The sequence below is a fragment of the Arcticibacter tournemirensis genome (assembly GCF_006716645.1).
GTDB classification, from domain to species: domain Bacteria; phylum Bacteroidota; class Bacteroidia; order Sphingobacteriales; family Sphingobacteriaceae; genus Arcticibacter; species Arcticibacter tournemirensis.
Genome location: NZ_VFPL01000001.1, coordinates 4,076,414 through 4,091,651 on the forward strand (window position 1 = coordinate 4,076,414; position 15,238 = coordinate 4,091,651).

The 15,238-nt window shown below is 41.0% G+C and carries 20 protein-coding genes; 6 read left to right on the forward strand and 14 right to left on the reverse strand.

Annotation, left to right across the window (positions count from 1 at the left end):
• Positions 1-195 precede the first annotated feature (195 nt).
• The 6 genes from BDE36_RS17105 to BDE36_RS17130 form a co-directional block, all read right to left on the reverse strand.
• A complete protein-coding gene (locus BDE36_RS17105) occupies positions 196-1,068 on the reverse strand; it encodes a sce7726 family protein (protein ID WP_141815825.1) in 873 nt (290 codons plus the stop codon).
• 95 nt (positions 1,069-1,163) lie between these two features.
• A complete protein-coding gene (locus BDE36_RS17110; protein WP_141815826.1) occupies positions 1,164-3,344 on the reverse strand; it encodes a DNA/RNA helicase domain-containing protein in 2,181 nt (726 codons plus the stop codon).
• Complete coding sequence (locus BDE36_RS17115) at positions 3,344-3,673, reverse strand: nucleotide pyrophosphohydrolase (RefSeq protein ID WP_128770881.1); 330 nt, start codon at positions 3,671-3,673, stop codon at positions 3,344-3,346. Before BDE36_RS17115 ends, BDE36_RS17110 begins: the two co-directional genes overlap by 1 nt.
• A 63-nt stretch (positions 3,674-3,736) precedes the next feature.
• Entirely contained in the window at positions 3,737-4,189 is a 453-nt protein-coding gene (locus BDE36_RS17120) for a hypothetical protein (RefSeq protein ID WP_141815827.1), read from the reverse strand.
• Positions 4,190-4,641: 452 nt separating this feature from the next.
• Positions 4,642-5,478, reverse strand: a complete 837-nt coding sequence (locus tag BDE36_RS17125) for an RpnC/YadD family protein (protein ID WP_141815828.1) — start codon at positions 5,476-5,478, stop codon at positions 4,642-4,644.
• Between the two features lie 156 nt (positions 5,479-5,634).
• Positions 5,635-6,147: a hypothetical protein gene (locus tag BDE36_RS17130; protein ID WP_141815829.1), complete on the reverse strand. Its 513-nt coding sequence runs from the start codon at positions 6,145-6,147 to the stop codon at positions 5,635-5,637.
• Between the two features lie 354 nt (positions 6,148-6,501).
• Between BDE36_RS17130 and BDE36_RS17135 the strand changes: the two genes are divergently transcribed.
• Complete coding sequence (locus BDE36_RS17135) at positions 6,502-7,209, forward strand: hypothetical protein (RefSeq protein WP_141815830.1); 708 nt, start codon at positions 6,502-6,504, stop codon at positions 7,207-7,209.
• A gap of 67 nt (positions 7,210-7,276) precedes the next feature.
• On the opposite strand, the gene BDE36_RS24370 is transcribed toward BDE36_RS17135, so the two are convergent.
• Positions 7,277-7,564 (reverse strand): DUF7674 family protein, encoded by a 288-nt coding sequence (locus BDE36_RS24370; protein ID WP_420837436.1) that lies wholly within the window; start codon positions 7,562-7,564, stop codon positions 7,277-7,279.
• Between BDE36_RS24370 and BDE36_RS17140 the strand changes: the two genes are divergently transcribed.
• Positions 7,488-7,703: a hypothetical protein gene (locus tag BDE36_RS17140; RefSeq protein ID WP_141815831.1), complete on the forward strand. Its 216-nt coding sequence runs from the start codon at positions 7,488-7,490 to the stop codon at positions 7,701-7,703. The two genes, BDE36_RS24370 and BDE36_RS17140, sit on opposite strands and share 77 nt — an antisense overlap.
• A 45-nt stretch (positions 7,704-7,748) precedes the next feature.
• Positions 7,749-8,114, forward strand: a complete 366-nt coding sequence (locus tag BDE36_RS17145) for a putative toxin-antitoxin system toxin component, PIN family (RefSeq protein ID WP_262714950.1) — start codon at positions 7,749-7,751, stop codon at positions 8,112-8,114.
• A gap of 134 nt (positions 8,115-8,248) precedes the next feature.
• Here BDE36_RS17145 and BDE36_RS17150 read toward each other — a convergent pair whose 3' ends face one another.
• Positions 8,249-9,373: a serine hydrolase domain-containing protein gene (locus tag BDE36_RS17150; RefSeq protein WP_141815833.1), complete on the reverse strand. Its 1,125-nt coding sequence runs from the start codon at positions 9,371-9,373 to the stop codon at positions 8,249-8,251.
• Positions 9,374-9,448: 75 nt separating this feature from the next.
• Positions 9,449-9,820 carry a hypothetical protein gene (locus BDE36_RS17155; protein ID WP_141815834.1) on the reverse strand — a complete coding sequence of 124 codons (372 nt, stop codon included), beginning with the start codon at positions 9,818-9,820 and terminating at the stop codon, positions 9,449-9,451.
• 45 nt (positions 9,821-9,865) lie between these two features.
• Between BDE36_RS17155 and BDE36_RS24375 the strand changes: the two genes are divergently transcribed.
• Positions 9,866-10,024: a helix-turn-helix domain-containing protein gene (locus tag BDE36_RS24375; protein WP_141815835.1), complete on the forward strand. Its 159-nt coding sequence runs from the start codon at positions 9,866-9,868 to the stop codon at positions 10,022-10,024.
• Positions 9,972-10,145, forward strand: coding sequence for a hypothetical protein (locus BDE36_RS23910; protein ID WP_170205907.1), 174 nt, complete (start codon positions 9,972-9,974; stop codon positions 10,143-10,145). The genes BDE36_RS24375 and BDE36_RS23910 overlap by 53 nt, the downstream gene beginning before the upstream one ends.
• Positions 10,146-10,173: 28 nt before the next feature.
• Here BDE36_RS23910 and BDE36_RS17165 read toward each other — a convergent pair whose 3' ends face one another.
• From BDE36_RS17165 to BDE36_RS17175, 4 genes are all read right to left on the reverse strand, one after another.
• Entirely contained in the window at positions 10,174-10,611 is a 438-nt protein-coding gene (locus BDE36_RS17165; RefSeq protein WP_141815836.1) for a hypothetical protein, read from the reverse strand.
• Positions 10,612-10,735: 124 nt separating this feature from the next.
• Positions 10,736-10,888: a hypothetical protein gene (locus BDE36_RS24020; protein WP_211360929.1), complete on the reverse strand. Its 153-nt coding sequence runs from the start codon at positions 10,886-10,888 to the stop codon at positions 10,736-10,738.
• Positions 10,889-11,434: 546 nt separating this feature from the next.
• Complete coding sequence (locus BDE36_RS17170; protein WP_202618123.1) at positions 11,435-11,830, reverse strand: restriction endonuclease; 396 nt, start codon at positions 11,828-11,830, stop codon at positions 11,435-11,437.
• Positions 11,831-12,008: 178 nt separating this feature from the next.
• Positions 12,009-13,112, reverse strand: coding sequence for a Fic family protein (locus tag BDE36_RS17175; RefSeq protein WP_202618124.1), 1,104 nt, complete (start codon positions 13,110-13,112; stop codon positions 12,009-12,011).
• A gap of 152 nt (positions 13,113-13,264) precedes the next feature.
• On the opposite strand from BDE36_RS17175, the gene BDE36_RS17180 reads away from it, so the two are divergent.
• Positions 13,265-13,609, forward strand: coding sequence for a hypothetical protein (locus BDE36_RS17180; protein WP_141815838.1), 345 nt, complete (start codon positions 13,265-13,267; stop codon positions 13,607-13,609).
• Positions 13,610-14,150: 541 nt separating this feature from the next.
• On the opposite strand, the gene BDE36_RS17185 is transcribed toward BDE36_RS17180, so the two are convergent.
• Entirely contained in the window at positions 14,151-15,074 is a 924-nt protein-coding gene (locus BDE36_RS17185) for an ATP-binding protein (RefSeq protein ID WP_211360930.1), read from the reverse strand.
• Positions 15,075-15,238 lie beyond the last annotated feature (164 nt).

A 15,238-nucleotide genomic window follows, 5' to 3' on the forward strand; every position in this document is an offset into this window, starting at 1 on the left:
TTGTTTTCAATATTTATTTCAAAAATTTACATTCTATCTTTAAATCTGTGATCAAGCACGCAGTCCGGCAAGGTTGGTGAAGACTTTTTGACCGGCTCAAGAACAGGTGATATTTTCCTGAATGACCTAAGCGTTCGCTTAACTCCCGTAAGGCAAGGAGCTCGAACTGTTTACATCGAAGATAAGGGAAATACATTACATTGTGAGGTTTAAAAAGTTATATAGATTTTGAAATTCTGTTTTATTGGGATTAAAGGTGAGACAGATATGCTTAATTTCTTCCGGCGTTTCTTTTGACTGAATCATTCTCTCCTCATGAAATGCACGGGTTCTTAATTGCTTGAGCAATAAAGCATGAACGATAACCGGATCTAACTTCTCAATCAATGCCAGGCAGGCACGATAGAACTTAATGTTGGCGACTTTCGGAACATCACCGAACGCTTCCATGATCAGATTTGAATACTCGTCCTTCCGTAAGGTACTCATCATGATTTTATTATCTAACAGCGAGAATTCCTCTACTGCCTCCTTTACAAGAGAAAGGCCTGAATCAGAGGAAAGAGACAATAGCCCCACGCTGTTATCACCCAGAATGTCCTCATATTTCCTGACCAGGGAATGGTGGGTGACGAGATATATTTTAGGTGAAAATTTTCTGTAGTCGCTGATCTGCTTTTTAAGCTTATAGGGTGAGTCGAGCTCGGTTTTTACCTCATAGACGGTATTAGTGCCGTTGATTATGACTATATCTGCGATAGAGGCTCCTACGCGTAACTCGTTGAGCATAACGGCTTCGTTAAGATTGTGCCGTTCTAATAAAAGGTTGTTTGCGATATGGTTTTTGTATACGTATTCATTTCGGTAATTATGCATCAGGTGCTTATAGGCTTTTCCGAGCACCTTTTTCATAGTTACCTCCTTTCTGAAACCTAACCTGGAACGATAGTAAAATATCGTTTCTGCGACATAATCACTTTGTCCGCTTTTGAAAATCTCTTTAAAAATTGGAACTGAAAATATCGCAGCGATAGATCTGAAGTAGTCGTCTATCAGGTTTTTCTTCATCAACAGCCTTTTGGGTAAACAAAGTAACGAAATATTATTGTTAGAAAGTGAATAAAATATAATGCTTTACTGTGCTTATTGTACTGGTTTAGGTTCTACAGCACTTTCTTAAAAATGCCTATAACCCTGAAATCCAACAATTCTTCGTCGCGAAGATGTATCGGTTGGTATGAGATATCTGTCGATCGGGGCAATAGAATAATTTCTTCGTGGTGCCAGCCGTCGTCGGTAACGGTCTTCTTGCTGCTGTATTCTTTGACGGTATAGTTTGATCCGAAATCTTTGTCTTCAAAGCTGCTGCATTCCACTAATGTGATCAGTCCGTTTCGGGAGCCGCCGCCGTAGCGTTCGAAAAGGCAGATGGCTCCGTTAGGGATCACTTTATTCATCGACTCTCCTACTACCTTACAGGCAAAATAATGCGTATGGTTGTAAAAAGAATCATGAAGTTGAATATACCTGGTAGTCTCTTGCGCCTGCAATTCTGAAAAACTTCCGGCAGCGGCTTCTATGTCGTAATAAGGAACGGAGTTTTCCGTGGCCGAATCAAGGAATAGAATAGTGGACTCTTGCTCTTTGATCTTTCCATTCACGGGGATGTATTGAGAAAGATAGCTACGCAGGTTTTCGTTGCAAGCATAGATATAGGTCCCCTTAATCCCACGAAACAATAATGTCCGGTAAATATTGAAGATATAGTTTTTAAGTACGACCGTATCCTTAATGGAATTCTTCCCGTTTTTGTCTTTGTACCGGTCTTTATAGACGACAAAGGACCGGGTTCTGAAGTTGTAATCGAGTTCTGGTCCGATAATTACGCCGGTGTAATTAAGGTCGTATCCTTGTGTGGTATGGATACAACCCACTTCGTTAATGGCATTGGACGAGTTAACCCAATCTACTTCTGTACTGTTCCACTGCAGTTTGGTATCGCCAATGACGATATCGTACAAGCTTTTATCTTTCTTAGAGATCCAGTCCCACGCGAAACCGGCTACCATGCGCGCAAGTCCGTCGGTTCGTTCTTTCTTTTGGATCTGCTGTTCCATTTCGCCTATGTCTTCAAAAAGCTGAAGGTCGTAATGTCCGCTTTCAAAGGGGCCGGGTGTCAAACTATCATGGTCTGAAAAGAGCTGATGAATTAACTTCATATACTTCGCCCCTCCTTTTACCCTGAACTGTGATTGTAGTCGTTCTATGCGGGTTGATGATTTTTCCTGGAGTTCTAAAAACCGGCTTTTATCGGTATCGGATGGTTTTACCGACTGGAATTCGTCATAAAAGATGATGGATTTATCGGACTGACGTTGTACCCAATCTAATTCGGAACAGGTGTATTTATCAAGGCCCAGGGCGGCAGCGCATTGGTCGAACGTGTGATAATATGATGACAGGTTTGTACGCCTGCGCAAACGGTGACCTTCATCTACAATCAGCAGATCATATTTTTTCCTGGTAACTTCCGCAGGACCAATGACCATTTTTGGAGAAAGACCCTTTATATTTTTAAAGACTTTGGAAATAGTTTTTCGGAAGGATTGCATTGGTATAACCAGGGCCATCTCCAGCTGTCCGTATTTTTTGCGCACCTGTTCAACCATGCGGTATAGTTCTTCATCGCTTTCATCAAAGTCGGCCCGGTTGAAGTCCTGTAAATCTGTTTTCAGGAGCTTGAACAGAAAGATGGCCAGTATGGATTTGCCTGTACCTGCTCCACCATGAATAAGGCTCACTTTGGCAGTGTCGTCAAGTAAACATTGCAAGATCATTTTCAATCCGGCAACCTGTTCTGACGAAAGAGACTTATACGGAGAATATTTGAACAGATCGGAATTGTCTATATAATCGAGGGAATGGCGGGCGATGCCCAGCGCCTGCAGCTCGTTCCAGATATCGCGGAATAGCTCCCAATAAACCTCCTTCTGCTGATAGAATTGATGGTTTGAAATGCCGAGGTTGCCGTTTTGCAGATTAAATTTCTGGTCGGCGGCAATATACCTGATGAGATTGGATTCAATATCCAGCGTTGCCGATTTATTGAAAAGCTCGCTCACAATCAGCGAGACGGTGGAAAGAGATTGCTTTCTTTGAGTCTTGAGGTGTGTTTTCATCCTCTGGACCATGTCGGTTGTTTCACCCACATAGGCTTCGCCCACAAGGTCGTTTTGAAGGAAGTAGACAACCGGCCAGGAAAGAAAGTTACGCTGCTGGTTTTGCAGCGTATCCTCCAGCTTGCTATCAAAGGGATACTGGTCAATCTGAAAGGCTTTGGGCATTATAGTTCGTCGTATTTCTTTGCGTTACCTTTTGCTTTATCCACGGGATATTTGGCATTATTGAGCCTGATTTTTTCTTCGATGATCTGCTCAAGGTCGAGTCCATGCTTGTCTGCTATCAGCAGGGCATACATTAGCACGTCGGCAAGTTCTTCTTTTAACTTTTCGGGATTGGCATCTTCGTTCCCCTTCCACAGAAATAACTCTAATAATTCGGAGGCTTCTATACTGAGCGCAACCGCTAAATCCTTGGAATTATGGAACTGCTGCCAATCGCGTGCGTCGCGAAAGGCTCTGATCTTTTCTAATAATTGTTCGACGCTTGACATTTGCGGTGAAATTAAGGTTAAATTTAGAAAAATCTATGGATAACCGCTTATGATATTGTCTAACTAGTGGCTGCCTTGCCGAAGCTTATTTAATTCTATATCAAGCGAACTTATTCCAGTTCCTCCTAATTCTTCCAAGGTTTTGTGCTTTATTAAAAAAGAAGTATATGGTAACGTATTCATTTCCAACAATAACGTATCTCTCCTTATCCTGTAAACACCCATTTTTGTTATCTTTCTGAGGTTTCCCAGGCTAAACGTTGAGTCATTATATAAAATTAATTCGATCCCGGTAATCGGGGCTTCCCTTTTTGCGACCAGCATTCTTTCTTTCCCGACCTTTGGAGTGATTCTAAAATCTAAAATAGTCAACAACAGTAATGTTATGAAAACCGTCACCACACTCAACAGCGCTTTTCTAAATCCCTTTTTGCCTGAAAGGCCTGCTATAAAAAAGTACAATGTCGCAATAGTTCCTAAGATTATAACTATTGCCTTAATAACGAAGATGACCATATTTGATATTTTTATAATTCCCTGGCATTACAGTTCTTTTTGGCCTGCCATTACCGCTGTGCAGGTAACGTTTTGGTTTGAAGCAATAGAAGATAGGGACATGCTGGGTCTGTAAAACTCTACAAGGTAGTACTTTTATTAAAAATACTTTCTTATCTATTTACGGGGCAGTAAAAACAAAAGCCGCTCAGTGGCGGCTTAAATATCTTGAAAGGGAACTTTTGATTATAATCCTTCTATTTCATCAGGATAAAGTTGTATGTTTGATATTAGATCGGGATCTACTTACTTTCGTCCTGAAGACTCCCGTACTTTACGTACAAAATCAATAGAAACTCCGGCGAGAACTGAAATCCTGCTATCATCAAAATCAGTCTGTTTCAAAAGATTATTAACAAACTCATAGCTTTTACTTTCAACGCCCTGTTCAAGACCTTGGGCAAGGCCCTTTTCTAGACCTTCTCTTTTTGCTTTATCCAGTAAATATTCTCTGGTTCCCACAGTGGTACTCCTTCCTTGTTTTTCTTTAACTTGTTCTTCAAACTAAGATGAAATCGATCTCTCTCCTTCCTCTTAAAAACAAATAACCGGAGAAATTTACGAATCATTTCTGTTTTTTCAAACCGCACATAGTATGCCAGAAAATCATAAATGGCTCGCCGTTCTTTCCTGTCCATTTTGCGCTGCATCATCTGATCATAAAGATCATGCTTAATGTCAAGCAACTGGCTGTCACCTGCTCCGTTATGCCGGATTGCCATCAACGCCGTTAACACCACTACGGCAAATGGATTGGGATTGCTTCTTAAAACGGCTTCATCCTGGCCGAGGATCTTATAGCTGTTAAACTCATACCGCAGGCGGGTTCCAAGAAATTCCTGCTCATAAATCCGGGGATGGTACTTCACATCGTTATCTGCCAGGATAACGATGGCTGTAACCGGCACTTTATGTTTGCTTACGATCCTGGAATAGTATTCAAACATCCGGTGTGCTAGACCACCCTTGCCTTTCGCGGACTGCGCCTCTATGTGGATTAACACATACTTCTCTCCTCCTCCCCTGAGCGGTACCCGCACTAATTTATCGACATAGCGTACTCCTTTGTTATGGGGCTTGGGCGGGAACATGCTCTGTAGCTCCTTATCGAGATAAACGAATTTCTTACTTAAATCGAATATTTTATCGGCTTCTGGAAAAAAGAAAGTTAGAAAATGTATAAATGTTTGCTCGAGTACCGACTTCCACAGGGGATCGTCAACGGCTTCTTTGGATGAATGTGGTGACATGGTTATTTCAGGTGATAACCAAAGCTAAATAGCTTCGCCCAGTTTTAAAAATGATACTGGTCATACTTTGGAAACGTATTTTCCCTGCAATATCTACAATTGTTATTTGTTATTTCAGGTTGTGCACGAGCCATAGCATTTCTGCATCATAAATAGTCATCCGAGATTTCGGTATGAGCCCACTCCTTTCCCTATAATGGCTATCAGTTCTTTTTCCTCATTTGATAACTCTTTCATCCTGATTTCGACATTTGTGGTTCTCCAGCCAGCTTCACCGAACTCTATAAAAACCTCGTTATTGAACGAATTAACATTCAACTTTCCCGGTGCTATAACTGTTGATAAAAGACTGAAGCGGAGATATCTCGCCTGGCTGGCAGTAAGAATTATTGGAGAACGGAGTAATTTGAACTGGCCTAAAGGGGTATATCCAAAAATGATAGCTGCATCGTCAGTGAGGTATAGATCGCAACGGTTGAAAATATAATTACTATTTTTCGCGCCTGAACCGAAGGTACTACAACGAACTCCAGAATGAGAGATCTTTATTTTGTCGCCGACATCCGTAAGTATTTTCTCGTATTTTACCTTCTCTGCTTGGTTAAGCAACATGGTTATGCCTCCCACAATAAGCACAAAGAGGACTAAACCAATAATTGGTGCAATCATAATTTGCTCTCCATTCCGACCCTAAATTACCATTTAATTCGGGCAATACTGCTGTTAGTAAAAAGACAGACTCTTTTTCTTTTAACACTTTTCGCCTGCTGCTTGTACTGCAGAAGATTTCCTGATAGTTGGTTTCGGAGTATAAAAATAGTGGTGGGTAATATCGCCCGCCTGTCGTGGCAGTAAGAAAATCTATAATGCAACGCGGCAGCGGCGCCTCGTGTGTCAGTCATTTTTTCGATTCGTGTGTCACTCGACGGCATTTTTTCTGCTGCTACTTTGCAATGGAACCGGGTTGCACTTTTTGGGCTATACTTCTTTATGGAATTACTCCCATGAATGCATCCTGTAAATATGAAAATCATTAGCAGTCTTCTTTTAATCCTGATCTCTTTTAGCCTTCAGTCTTCTTCTCAGGACTTATTTACCATCAAAGGAAGATTATCGACCTGTAGACCTTACCGGGCAGGAAATGATTTTGGTGAAAGACAGTTATCACTTATTAAAGGTAAAGACACAATCATTAAAAACATAAAAACCAGCATGGGCGAGTTTGTTGTTCCGGGACTGCAGCCCGGTCAGTATACGCTACGCTTTTTAAACATTTTTAATCAGGAGGTAAAGAAAAGTTTGCTTGTAATGGGAAATCTTCAAGAGGTCATCTGCTGCACAGATAGCTTTATTGACACGAAAAGGCCGACATTTATTGAAAAAATGTCAGCAGGCAGTAAGATAAAGCTTTCATTTGAATCGCTCGGCTGCTTTCACAACGTCAAATCGTCCATTTATATTGAAAAGAAGAACTCGAAAATAATTGCTTCTTTTTACTCTTCCAGAGATAATAAGAAGAAAACGAAAGTATTAGCAAAACACGATATAGAGGCCCTCATTTTATTTGAAAGACAGTTATTTCAGATGAAGAACGTACGGGAAGATTGCACCACTGTTGATTATTACACCTATACCGTTGCCGGTAAATCTGTGTTGTCGGTTACAGACGGTTCGTGTGACTGGAACGGCTATCTCCTTTTGACTAAAGAAATCTTCGGTGGTGAGATTTGAATGTTGAAGCATATAACGGGAAAATAGCGTTTCGACGATAGTTCTTCGTCTTCATCCACCAGATCGTCTACGCTTTGATAGGTTGGCGTACCTCATTCAAACGTGCAGGAAGTAACGTTTTTGCCTGTGTATTTCCTGAAAAGTTTAAATAACCCAAATAGGTGATAACGATCGCATTTTCCACGTCGGATGTAACGGTATCGAACACAGCGTTGATAAAGTCGAAACAGGCCTTAATTAGGTTAACTTTGTGTGAAAAACCCGCTATATTTGAGATTATGTCAACTATCAGAATTGAAATATTGAATCCCACTGCGTTGAAGCTGATTGAAGGCATGCAGGATTTGAATCTCATCAAGGTTAGTGTTGAACCGGAGTCAAGGCTAAAAGCTTATCTCCAAAAAATGAGGAGGAATACCGTTTCTGCGCCTGATATTGATGAAATTACTTCGATCGTTGAGAAAGTAAGAGCCGAAAGGTATGGCAAGAAATAAACCTGCCAATATTATAGTAGATACCAATCTGTGGATTAGTTTATCATTTCGAAGAAATATCACCTCTTAGATAGATTGCTGTACACTAACAAGGTGCGCATTCTATTCTGCCTGGAGCTTATTGAGGAACTCGCATCTACAATAACTAAGCCCAAACTCCGCAAGTATTTCACAGGAAATGCATTAGATGATATGATCGAAGCTTTTGATGCGTTTATTGACTTTGTGGCCGTAAAAAGTAACGTGGAAATCTGTAGGGATCCAAAAGATAATTTTCTTTTAGCATTGGCTAAAGATGGCAAAGCCGATTATCTATTAACGGGTGATAAGGACTTATTAGACATCGAAAAATTTGGCCGCACCAAAATATTGACACTCACCAATTTCCTTAACGAAATAACAATACGTTAATCTTCTCACTCAGGTACGTGTAGAGAATCTTTTACAACTAAATAGCGCCTGCTTTCGCAGACACCTCCATTTTTATGAGGATCTCAACTTCCGTAGTTGGGTTTGATCACTATGTTTACACCCGGCTTGCTATTCTATTCTTCCATGATGTCATTTAATCCGAACATCGTTTCCAAAAGAATTTCATCGGAAATATGAAACAGGTTGAACGATATTGCTATATAGGTATTTGTTAGTTGGTTTTTGGCAAGTATATTTTTGTATCCGGCGGCCTGTCCGATATGTCCATGCACAACTGTAAGGCCATTGTGTTCAAATAGCATTGTACCTAGCCCGTATCTTTTACTTGGGCGGTTCGAAGCAACCGTCTCGCCAAACATCTCATTTACCAGGTTTTTGGGGATAATCTTACCTTCATGAAGTTCATAGTAGAACTTGATCAGGTCGCTTGTGGAAGAACTGATATCGGCAGAACCGAGATGAAAGGACATATTAAAATCCGATGCATCGATCAGCGATACCTTAACCGTATCAGCATATTTCTTAAGATAGAGCGAAGGAATATATCCCTTAAATCTGTTTTTGACAGGCAATGTAGCTACATAGGTATGACTAAGGTTGAAAGGCTCCAATATGGCTGAGCGGATGTAATCACCGTACGACATCTTTGATGCCTTTTTTATGATTTCAGCTAACAGGATATAGTTTGAACTCGAATAGAAAAAGTTGGAGTAGCCTGCTGTTTGTTTCATACCCGCTATGAGTTCGGGTAGAACCATACTATAATCTGTACTGTCGTTTAAGGGATCGATTTCTGATCCCTGAAGTTCGTAGATACCAGAGGTATGGTTCAACAAATTCCGTATCGTGATTTTGTCTCCATTGGCGATTTTAGAGATAAACTTTGAGGGTAACCATTTGCTGATTGGGTCATCTAAGGTGAGGGACCCAGCACTCGCTAGCTTCAAAACGGCTGTTGCGCAAAACAGCTTTGAAATACTCGCAATCCGGTAATGCATGTCGGGTTTTGCTGGTATTAACGAATCTATATCTGCCAGTCCATTGGCATAGTTCCAATCGATTACTCCAGGCTTGTAAACATGCACCAATATTCCTGCCCCGCTGTGTTTGAGCCTCATGCTATCTACATAAGTGGCAAGTTTACGTGTCAGCTCCTGGCTTATATCGGATTGTCGCTGCTGGCTATAGGCCGAACTGGAAAATGCATACAGTAATAATGCTACATAAAAAAATTTCATAATATGCTAAATATAGCTTTAATCTAAGGTATCTTTTTTATCCATTCGCCTTCAACATCTCTCCTTCTCTTACAACTATTCCAGTTCCATACTTGCTATTTCTCCCGGCAATTCGGCGAACTCGTATACCGGCAGCAGCACTTCCACCTCCTGTACTTCTTCCCTTATTAAAGCTGCCATTTCTTTTTGCAGTTCTTCTTCAATGATGTCGTCGGTTGCCGCTTGCGCCCGCGCTCCTTCTTTAGCTTCCGCCAAACGCCGCAGCTCTCTTTCGGGATTGCGAAACCAGTCGGTACTCCAAACCTGCCACATCTTCCATCCTATGGCTTCGAGCACTTGCATTCTCAGCCGGTCTCGGTCGCGGGCTGAGCGGGCAGCTCCATATGTGTCACCATCCAGGATATCCCCATAATATATCTTCCCGAATGTTCTGGCATGACGTAGCATCAGCGCTAACGTAGAGTCTTAGCAAGTATTTACCTTCTATGACTTTTGAAACAACCCTCCTACGCTTCCGGCGGTCGTTTTCCTGCAAAAAAGCTGGGAGTACACGCCTTGGTCATCGCGCGATATGAGCGTGGCGAGGTCAAACCGTCTATTGAGACGGCCGCACGTATGGCTGAGACGTTGGGGGTTTCCGCAGGAACTTGACCAGGATATCGTTAAACAGATCAACGAACTACAGTCCCTTCAACTCGAAGACAGGCAGCATATCCTAAGGACGCTTGGTGCCCTGATCAAAGAGGCTAAGACAAGACTTACTTTTGGGTAGATAATAAACGCACCTGCACTCTTAACGACTATTCATAGGGCTGGTAAAGCTTCAATGTATATCGGATTATCTGCTGAATTTCCATACTATACTTCTTTATATAGTCGTTTAGCGTTTTGTCGTTTTCTGTATTCAAGAAGAATATACTTTTATCAGCTTCAAGAATAGCCCAGTAACCTCTGGCGTGATCACCTAAAGGACCAAACTTCACTAACAATATTCCCGGATTATTAGGTTTATCCGACCATGGAAATAACTCTACCGTCTTATAAACAAACATTTTCCCCGAATAGCCTTTAATATCAACAGGCTCTTGGATTATACTGAATTCCTTCTTGTTAACCAGGAACTTTACCATATCTAACTGGTATTTTTTTATCCTTGAATCCTTATCGACATAACAACCTTGCTGACTATATCCGGGAATACTAAACATTAATAAGATTATGAATATTACTAATTTCATGGCTTCTACTGTTTTTTCTGTTCATCCAATTCCTGATAATATTTAGCTTCATCGGTCCTGGTACCTTTCTCAACCTCTGAGGCTGGCTTGTTCGGCGAACCTGAACGTCTTGAGTTCTTATCTGTTATCTGCTTGGTATCATGAACTCTGTAGCTCCTATGTGTTCATCCTTTGAATAACTATCCAGATAGATCTTTTCGCCCTCTTTCATTAAAACCGGCTGGGTCCCTGGCTTAGACGTAGACAATTCGTCTATCCCTTTTTCATAAACAGTCATTAAAATTATTATTACCAATAGTAATCTAAGGGAAGCTACTTTATCATTTATATTGCGTTGAGATATGGCGAAAAGCTCTATTATGTTTCTAATATCATTTTTTTTAATAATACCCGTCTGATTATTCATCAAAATATTTGCTCTCCCAATATCTGGGGCTTTTCGAGAGCTGGTAAAATGTTCAATATTCTTTCAGGTTCCAAAAGCTCAAATGGATCCAGTAAGAGGACAAACTTTGATTCTGCTGAGTTATATGTAAGCAGATATAGCTCAAGATCATCCTTTTGACTATTATAAGCAAACCGATCAAAAAAGAGCCTGAGATTATTACTGTCAATTGCTAACAACATTTGCTTGTAGCTTTCTTCAGTGCATTCGCACCCGCCTATATAGAATATCTTTTCGAGGTCCTCCTTTTAAGCCTGACATAGAAAGGCTGTGTTCTATTTTTGTGAAAAATGGATTCTTATTTCCCTTATCCATGGCGGCCTGTCATTTAGGAATGAGTATTTTGTGTTCTTTTCTCATAAAGATCAAAATAAAAACTTATACGACGGCCTTTTGTAAGATATTTATTTGGTCGCCGTCGATTAGTACAATTTTGGTTTCGTTCTTGAGAGAGTAGCTTAATGCATCCTTGGTAAAGGCTGAGGTGGTGATAAAAATCCCTTTCTTGGCTCCCTGACCGGCAAGAGCCCCAACAAACTTGTGCAACTCTGGCCGTCCTACTACATTGCCGGCTTGCCAGCGTTTAGCTTGTATATAAATAATATCCAGACCAAGTTTATCTTCTTTGATAGTACCATCGATACTCTCGTCATTTGTTTCACCTATGGCTTTACATCGAATGACACGGTGAATGTACCGCGACACCGGTTTTCTTATCAATCCCGAGAATACCAACGTTTCTTTTTCTGCATTCTTTAATAAACTCCAATGCATCAGTTTTTCTATATAAAAAAACACCTGCTCTCTCCACTGATTTAGTTAAAAACAAACGCTCAACTTCATTCATCTTATTAAGGTTTATATAGGTTTTGTATTGTCGCATCTGGCACCCAATTCTTATCTGCTCTATTACTTATTTGAACAACTTCCAATTATCCTGTGTGATGCTAAATCAAACTAAATTCAACTGGTATTTTACCGATCTCCCTGCTCCTTCCTGGATTAAAACGCCCATCTCCTGAAGTTGTTGTAAATCACGAGTTGCGGTGGCTTTAGAAGCTTTACTAATGCCGATATATTTCTTAGCGGTCATTCCCCCTTCAAATCCATCAGCACCTTTTTCTAACATCTTATTGATTGCTTTCAATTGCCGCTCGTTAAGCTGATGCTTATACCGGTCAAAAAATTGTGCTTTCTTCAAGGTAAACTGTACCATGGCCTTAGCATCGCGCTGGGCTTCTAAAATCACAGCAGCGAAGTAATTAATCCATGCGGTTATATCCAAAGACTGTTGCGCTTCCTTTAAGGCAGCGTAATAAGTCGCTTTATCGTGTTCAATGATTTTAGAAAGGCTAAGCATTACAGGGCGTCCGATAGATTGAGACAATGCCTTCTCGGCAATTGCCCGCCCAATACGACCATTACCATCTTCAAACGGATGTATAGACTCAAAATACAGGTGAGCCACCGCAGACCTGAGTACCGCCTCGGCAACTTCGCCTTTTAGAGGAAATGTAGCCTTATTGTACCATTGAACAAACCTCTCCATTTCTTTAGGAACATCTGAGGATGGTGGTGCTTCATAATGTACTACTTCGCGGCCGTATGTACCTGAAATTATCTGCATAGGCTCAGCCCCTATTCGCCACTGGCCAGGATTAACGTTACGTGCTCCGGTCATCAATATATTGTGCCAAACCTTGAGCATATTCAAACTTAATGGTTGATCAAACGATTTCCGGACCTCCAGCATCCATTGCGCTACACCTCCTGCCCGTTGATCTTTTACATTAATGAGCGTTTCATTCAGCCCGAGATTATTTCTAATAGACGAAATTACATCTTCACGGCTGATATATTCGCCTTCAATTTCAGAGGTTTTAACTGCTTCAGACAACATGAGCTGAAGGAGCGTTTCTTGCTTTAATTCGTCAGATAGTCCTTGAATTACACCACTTATTTCCCCGGTCTCTTGCGCAAACGCAAGGATTAACGGTTGCACTTCCTTTACTTCATAAATGAAATCAGGCCATTCTAAAAACTGCCAGTTATACATAATGAGCCGATTAGTTTATTTATTCGGCTCAAATATAATAAAACCATGAGCCGATTTTCATTTTATTTGGCTCAACTCTTCCACTCCCGCAAGTCTAAAAAAGCATGTATAGCGGTTTATAACAACAAATTCCAGAAGAAGGATGAACGATTATGCAAGATTTCTTTGAACGCAAGGTGGATGCAGACGGATACGAGAGAGTTATCAGGCAGTTTGATACGGAACGATTTAAACCTCTCTGTAATTTCTTAAAGCGGAGGACCAATAATACCGATGAGATTAATATAGAGTTGCTGGCCTGGCTGATTGACTTTCAACCAAGGCCTTATTATACTGACTGGACGCCGCTTGCTCCGGATGAATCGCATAATACTGAGGTAACTGATCGTCTGGTGTCATTCGGTGGCAAGCACGAGGACGCTGTTACTGCTTCCCTTAAAAGAAAGAGACTCGTGTTATTTGCAGGTTTGGCGCTTAGTGGTGTATTGGCTGCCTGATTTGGATAAGCTTAACAGAGCCTCAGCAATGTATGTATTGGACGGGTGATCATTATGAGGCGGTATCATGTGACGCAAAAATCTTTAATAAGAACATCCTGGCAATGGATACGGTAAAAATGGCCCATTTCAGAAGAATCACTAGCCTGACACAATCACCAAGAGGGCAAAGGGATAAGTTTGGTATTCAAAGATCGGCGGTAAATTAGAATATTATACTTCAGACGGCGTTCATCCTTTATATACTGATAGGGAGCTGAAAAAGCTGACAGATTATATGATTGAGAAGCATCTAACGGGAAACGAAGGTGTGTCAGCTGATTATTAATGAGATTAGAGACCTAATGCCTTTTTATTGCCAATATCTCTCAATTTTTTATCTCAATACTCCATTATGCACTAACTACTAATCATAGGCCAACACATTAAATTTCCTGCCTGACAAACCACTCAATATATTGATGCAGTGCTGTGGCAGCATAATAAGGTAAATTCAATAACAAATATGGTTTTTTATTGGGAGTAACAGCTCTCTCTGTCTTTAAGGCGCCACCATATATCCGGATGGCGGATGGTCTGCTGCTTCAATAAACTGATGGAGCGACTTTAAACTGCCTGTACTGCCTGATTTGATTTCTATCGGGATAACCAACTTGTTATAAGTGTACAGTAAATCCACTTCCGCACTGGACTGGGCTTTTTCTCTCACCCAGAAATTGGGTGTATGCGCCGAAATACTTTGAAGGGATATCAGCTCCTGGGTCACCAGATGAGGGATAACCGCACCTTTGTAGGCACTGTTCAAATCATCCATCGCGAGCATTTCAGCCTGGATGTTTAGGTTATGATTGACCAGGCCGGTGTCCAGAAACTGCAAACGTGGCGCTTTCTTTAAATCAGACTTCAATGGCGGGTGCATGTCCGTGGTGGGATAAATCAAACGCACGATCTTTGCATCGTTAAGGGTCCTGAACGCCTCTCCTACCTCTCTTGACCGGTAACTGGAATTCCCAAAGCCCTGAAACTTGATGCGCTCGTCCAGGTATACCGGTGCCGTATCCATTAAATGTTTAATAATTTTCCTTTCTGTGTCGTTTGAAGTGTACTTTTCTACATCACTTTTATAGGTACCCCAAATGCTCTCATAGATAATTGATAAATCCGAAAGGCTGCGTTTCTCAATGTCGGTTTTTACTACCTCAGGCATACCGCCAATAATCGCATAACGATGAAAGACATCCATTAAGGTTTGATGAGCAAAGGCTTTTACCGGAACCTGCTGCAATTGTTCCAGCAGGGAGTGCTTTCCACTAGCCTGCAGATATTCCTGGAAATTCAGCGGATGGAGATATAAAAATTCGACCCTGCCTACCGGAAAGCTATGCTCTTTCTGCATGGCAAATTCCAAAAGTGAACCTGCGCTAATAACATGAAGCGTTGGTATTTCTTCATAAAAATAGCGCAACAGTTGGATGGCTTTAGGACTCTCCTGTATTTCATCAATGAACAGAAATTGTAACAGAATAAGGGCAGAATTACATATTTTTTGTAATAAAATAAACCCAATTTAAACATTCCATTGTAACAGAATAAGGGCAATAAAATCTTAAAAGATCGTCTCCTGGATAT

What these genes read in the sequence shown, in the direction of transcription:
- BDE36_RS24020 (WP_211360929.1), bottom strand. Translation starts at nt 10,888, where the DNA reads ATGACTGTTTATGAAAAAGGGATAGACGAATTGTCTACGTCTAAGCCA.
- BDE36_RS17125 (WP_141815828.1), bottom strand. Translation starts at nt 5,478, where the DNA reads ATGTCACCACATTCATCCAAAGAAGCCGTTGACGATCCCCTGTGGAAG.
- BDE36_RS17170 (WP_202618123.1), bottom strand. Translation starts at nt 11,830, where the DNA reads ATGCATTGGAGTTTATTAAAGAATGCAGAAAAAGAAACGTTGGTATTC.
- BDE36_RS17130 (WP_141815829.1), bottom strand. Translation starts at nt 6,147, where the DNA reads ATGATTGCACCAATTATTGGTTTAGTCCTCTTTGTGCTTATTGTGGGA.
- BDE36_RS17115 (WP_128770881.1), bottom strand. Translation starts at nt 3,673, where the DNA reads ATGTCAAGCGTCGAACAATTATTAGAAAAGATCAGAGCCTTTCGCGAC.
- BDE36_RS17165 (WP_141815836.1), bottom strand. Translation starts at nt 10,611, where the DNA reads ATGAAATTAGTAATATTCATAATCTTATTAATGTTTAGTATTCCCGGA.
- BDE36_RS17140 (WP_141815831.1), top strand. Translation starts at nt 7,488, where the DNA reads ATGTCAACTATCAGAATTGAAATATTGAATCCCACTGCGTTGAAGCTG.
- BDE36_RS17110 (WP_141815826.1), bottom strand. Translation starts at nt 3,344, where the DNA reads ATGCCCAAAGCCTTTCAGATTGACCAGTATCCCTTTGATAGCAAGCTG.
- BDE36_RS17150 (WP_141815833.1), bottom strand. Translation starts at nt 9,373, where the DNA reads ATGAAATTTTTTTATGTAGCATTATTACTGTATGCATTTTCCAGTTCG.
- BDE36_RS17120 (WP_141815827.1), bottom strand. Translation starts at nt 4,189, where the DNA reads ATGGTCATCTTCGTTATTAAGGCAATAGTTATAATCTTAGGAACTATT.
- BDE36_RS17175 (WP_202618124.1), bottom strand. Translation starts at nt 13,112, where the DNA reads ATGTATAACTGGCAGTTTTTAGAATGGCCTGATTTCATTTATGAAGTA.
- BDE36_RS24370 (WP_420837436.1), bottom strand. Translation starts at nt 7,564, where the DNA reads ATGAGATTCAAATCCTGCATGCCTTCAATCAGCTTCAACGCAGTGGGA.
- BDE36_RS17135 (WP_141815830.1), top strand. Translation starts at nt 6,502, where the DNA reads ATGAAAATCATTAGCAGTCTTCTTTTAATCCTGATCTCTTTTAGCCTT.
- BDE36_RS17155 (WP_141815834.1), bottom strand. Translation starts at nt 9,820, where the DNA reads ATGCTACGTCATGCCAGAACATTCGGGAAGATATATTATGGGGATATC.
- BDE36_RS17105 (WP_141815825.1), bottom strand. Translation starts at nt 1,068, where the DNA reads ATGAAGAAAAACCTGATAGACGACTACTTCAGATCTATCGCTGCGATA.
- BDE36_RS17180 (WP_141815838.1), top strand. Translation starts at nt 13,265, where the DNA reads ATGCAAGATTTCTTTGAACGCAAGGTGGATGCAGACGGATACGAGAGA.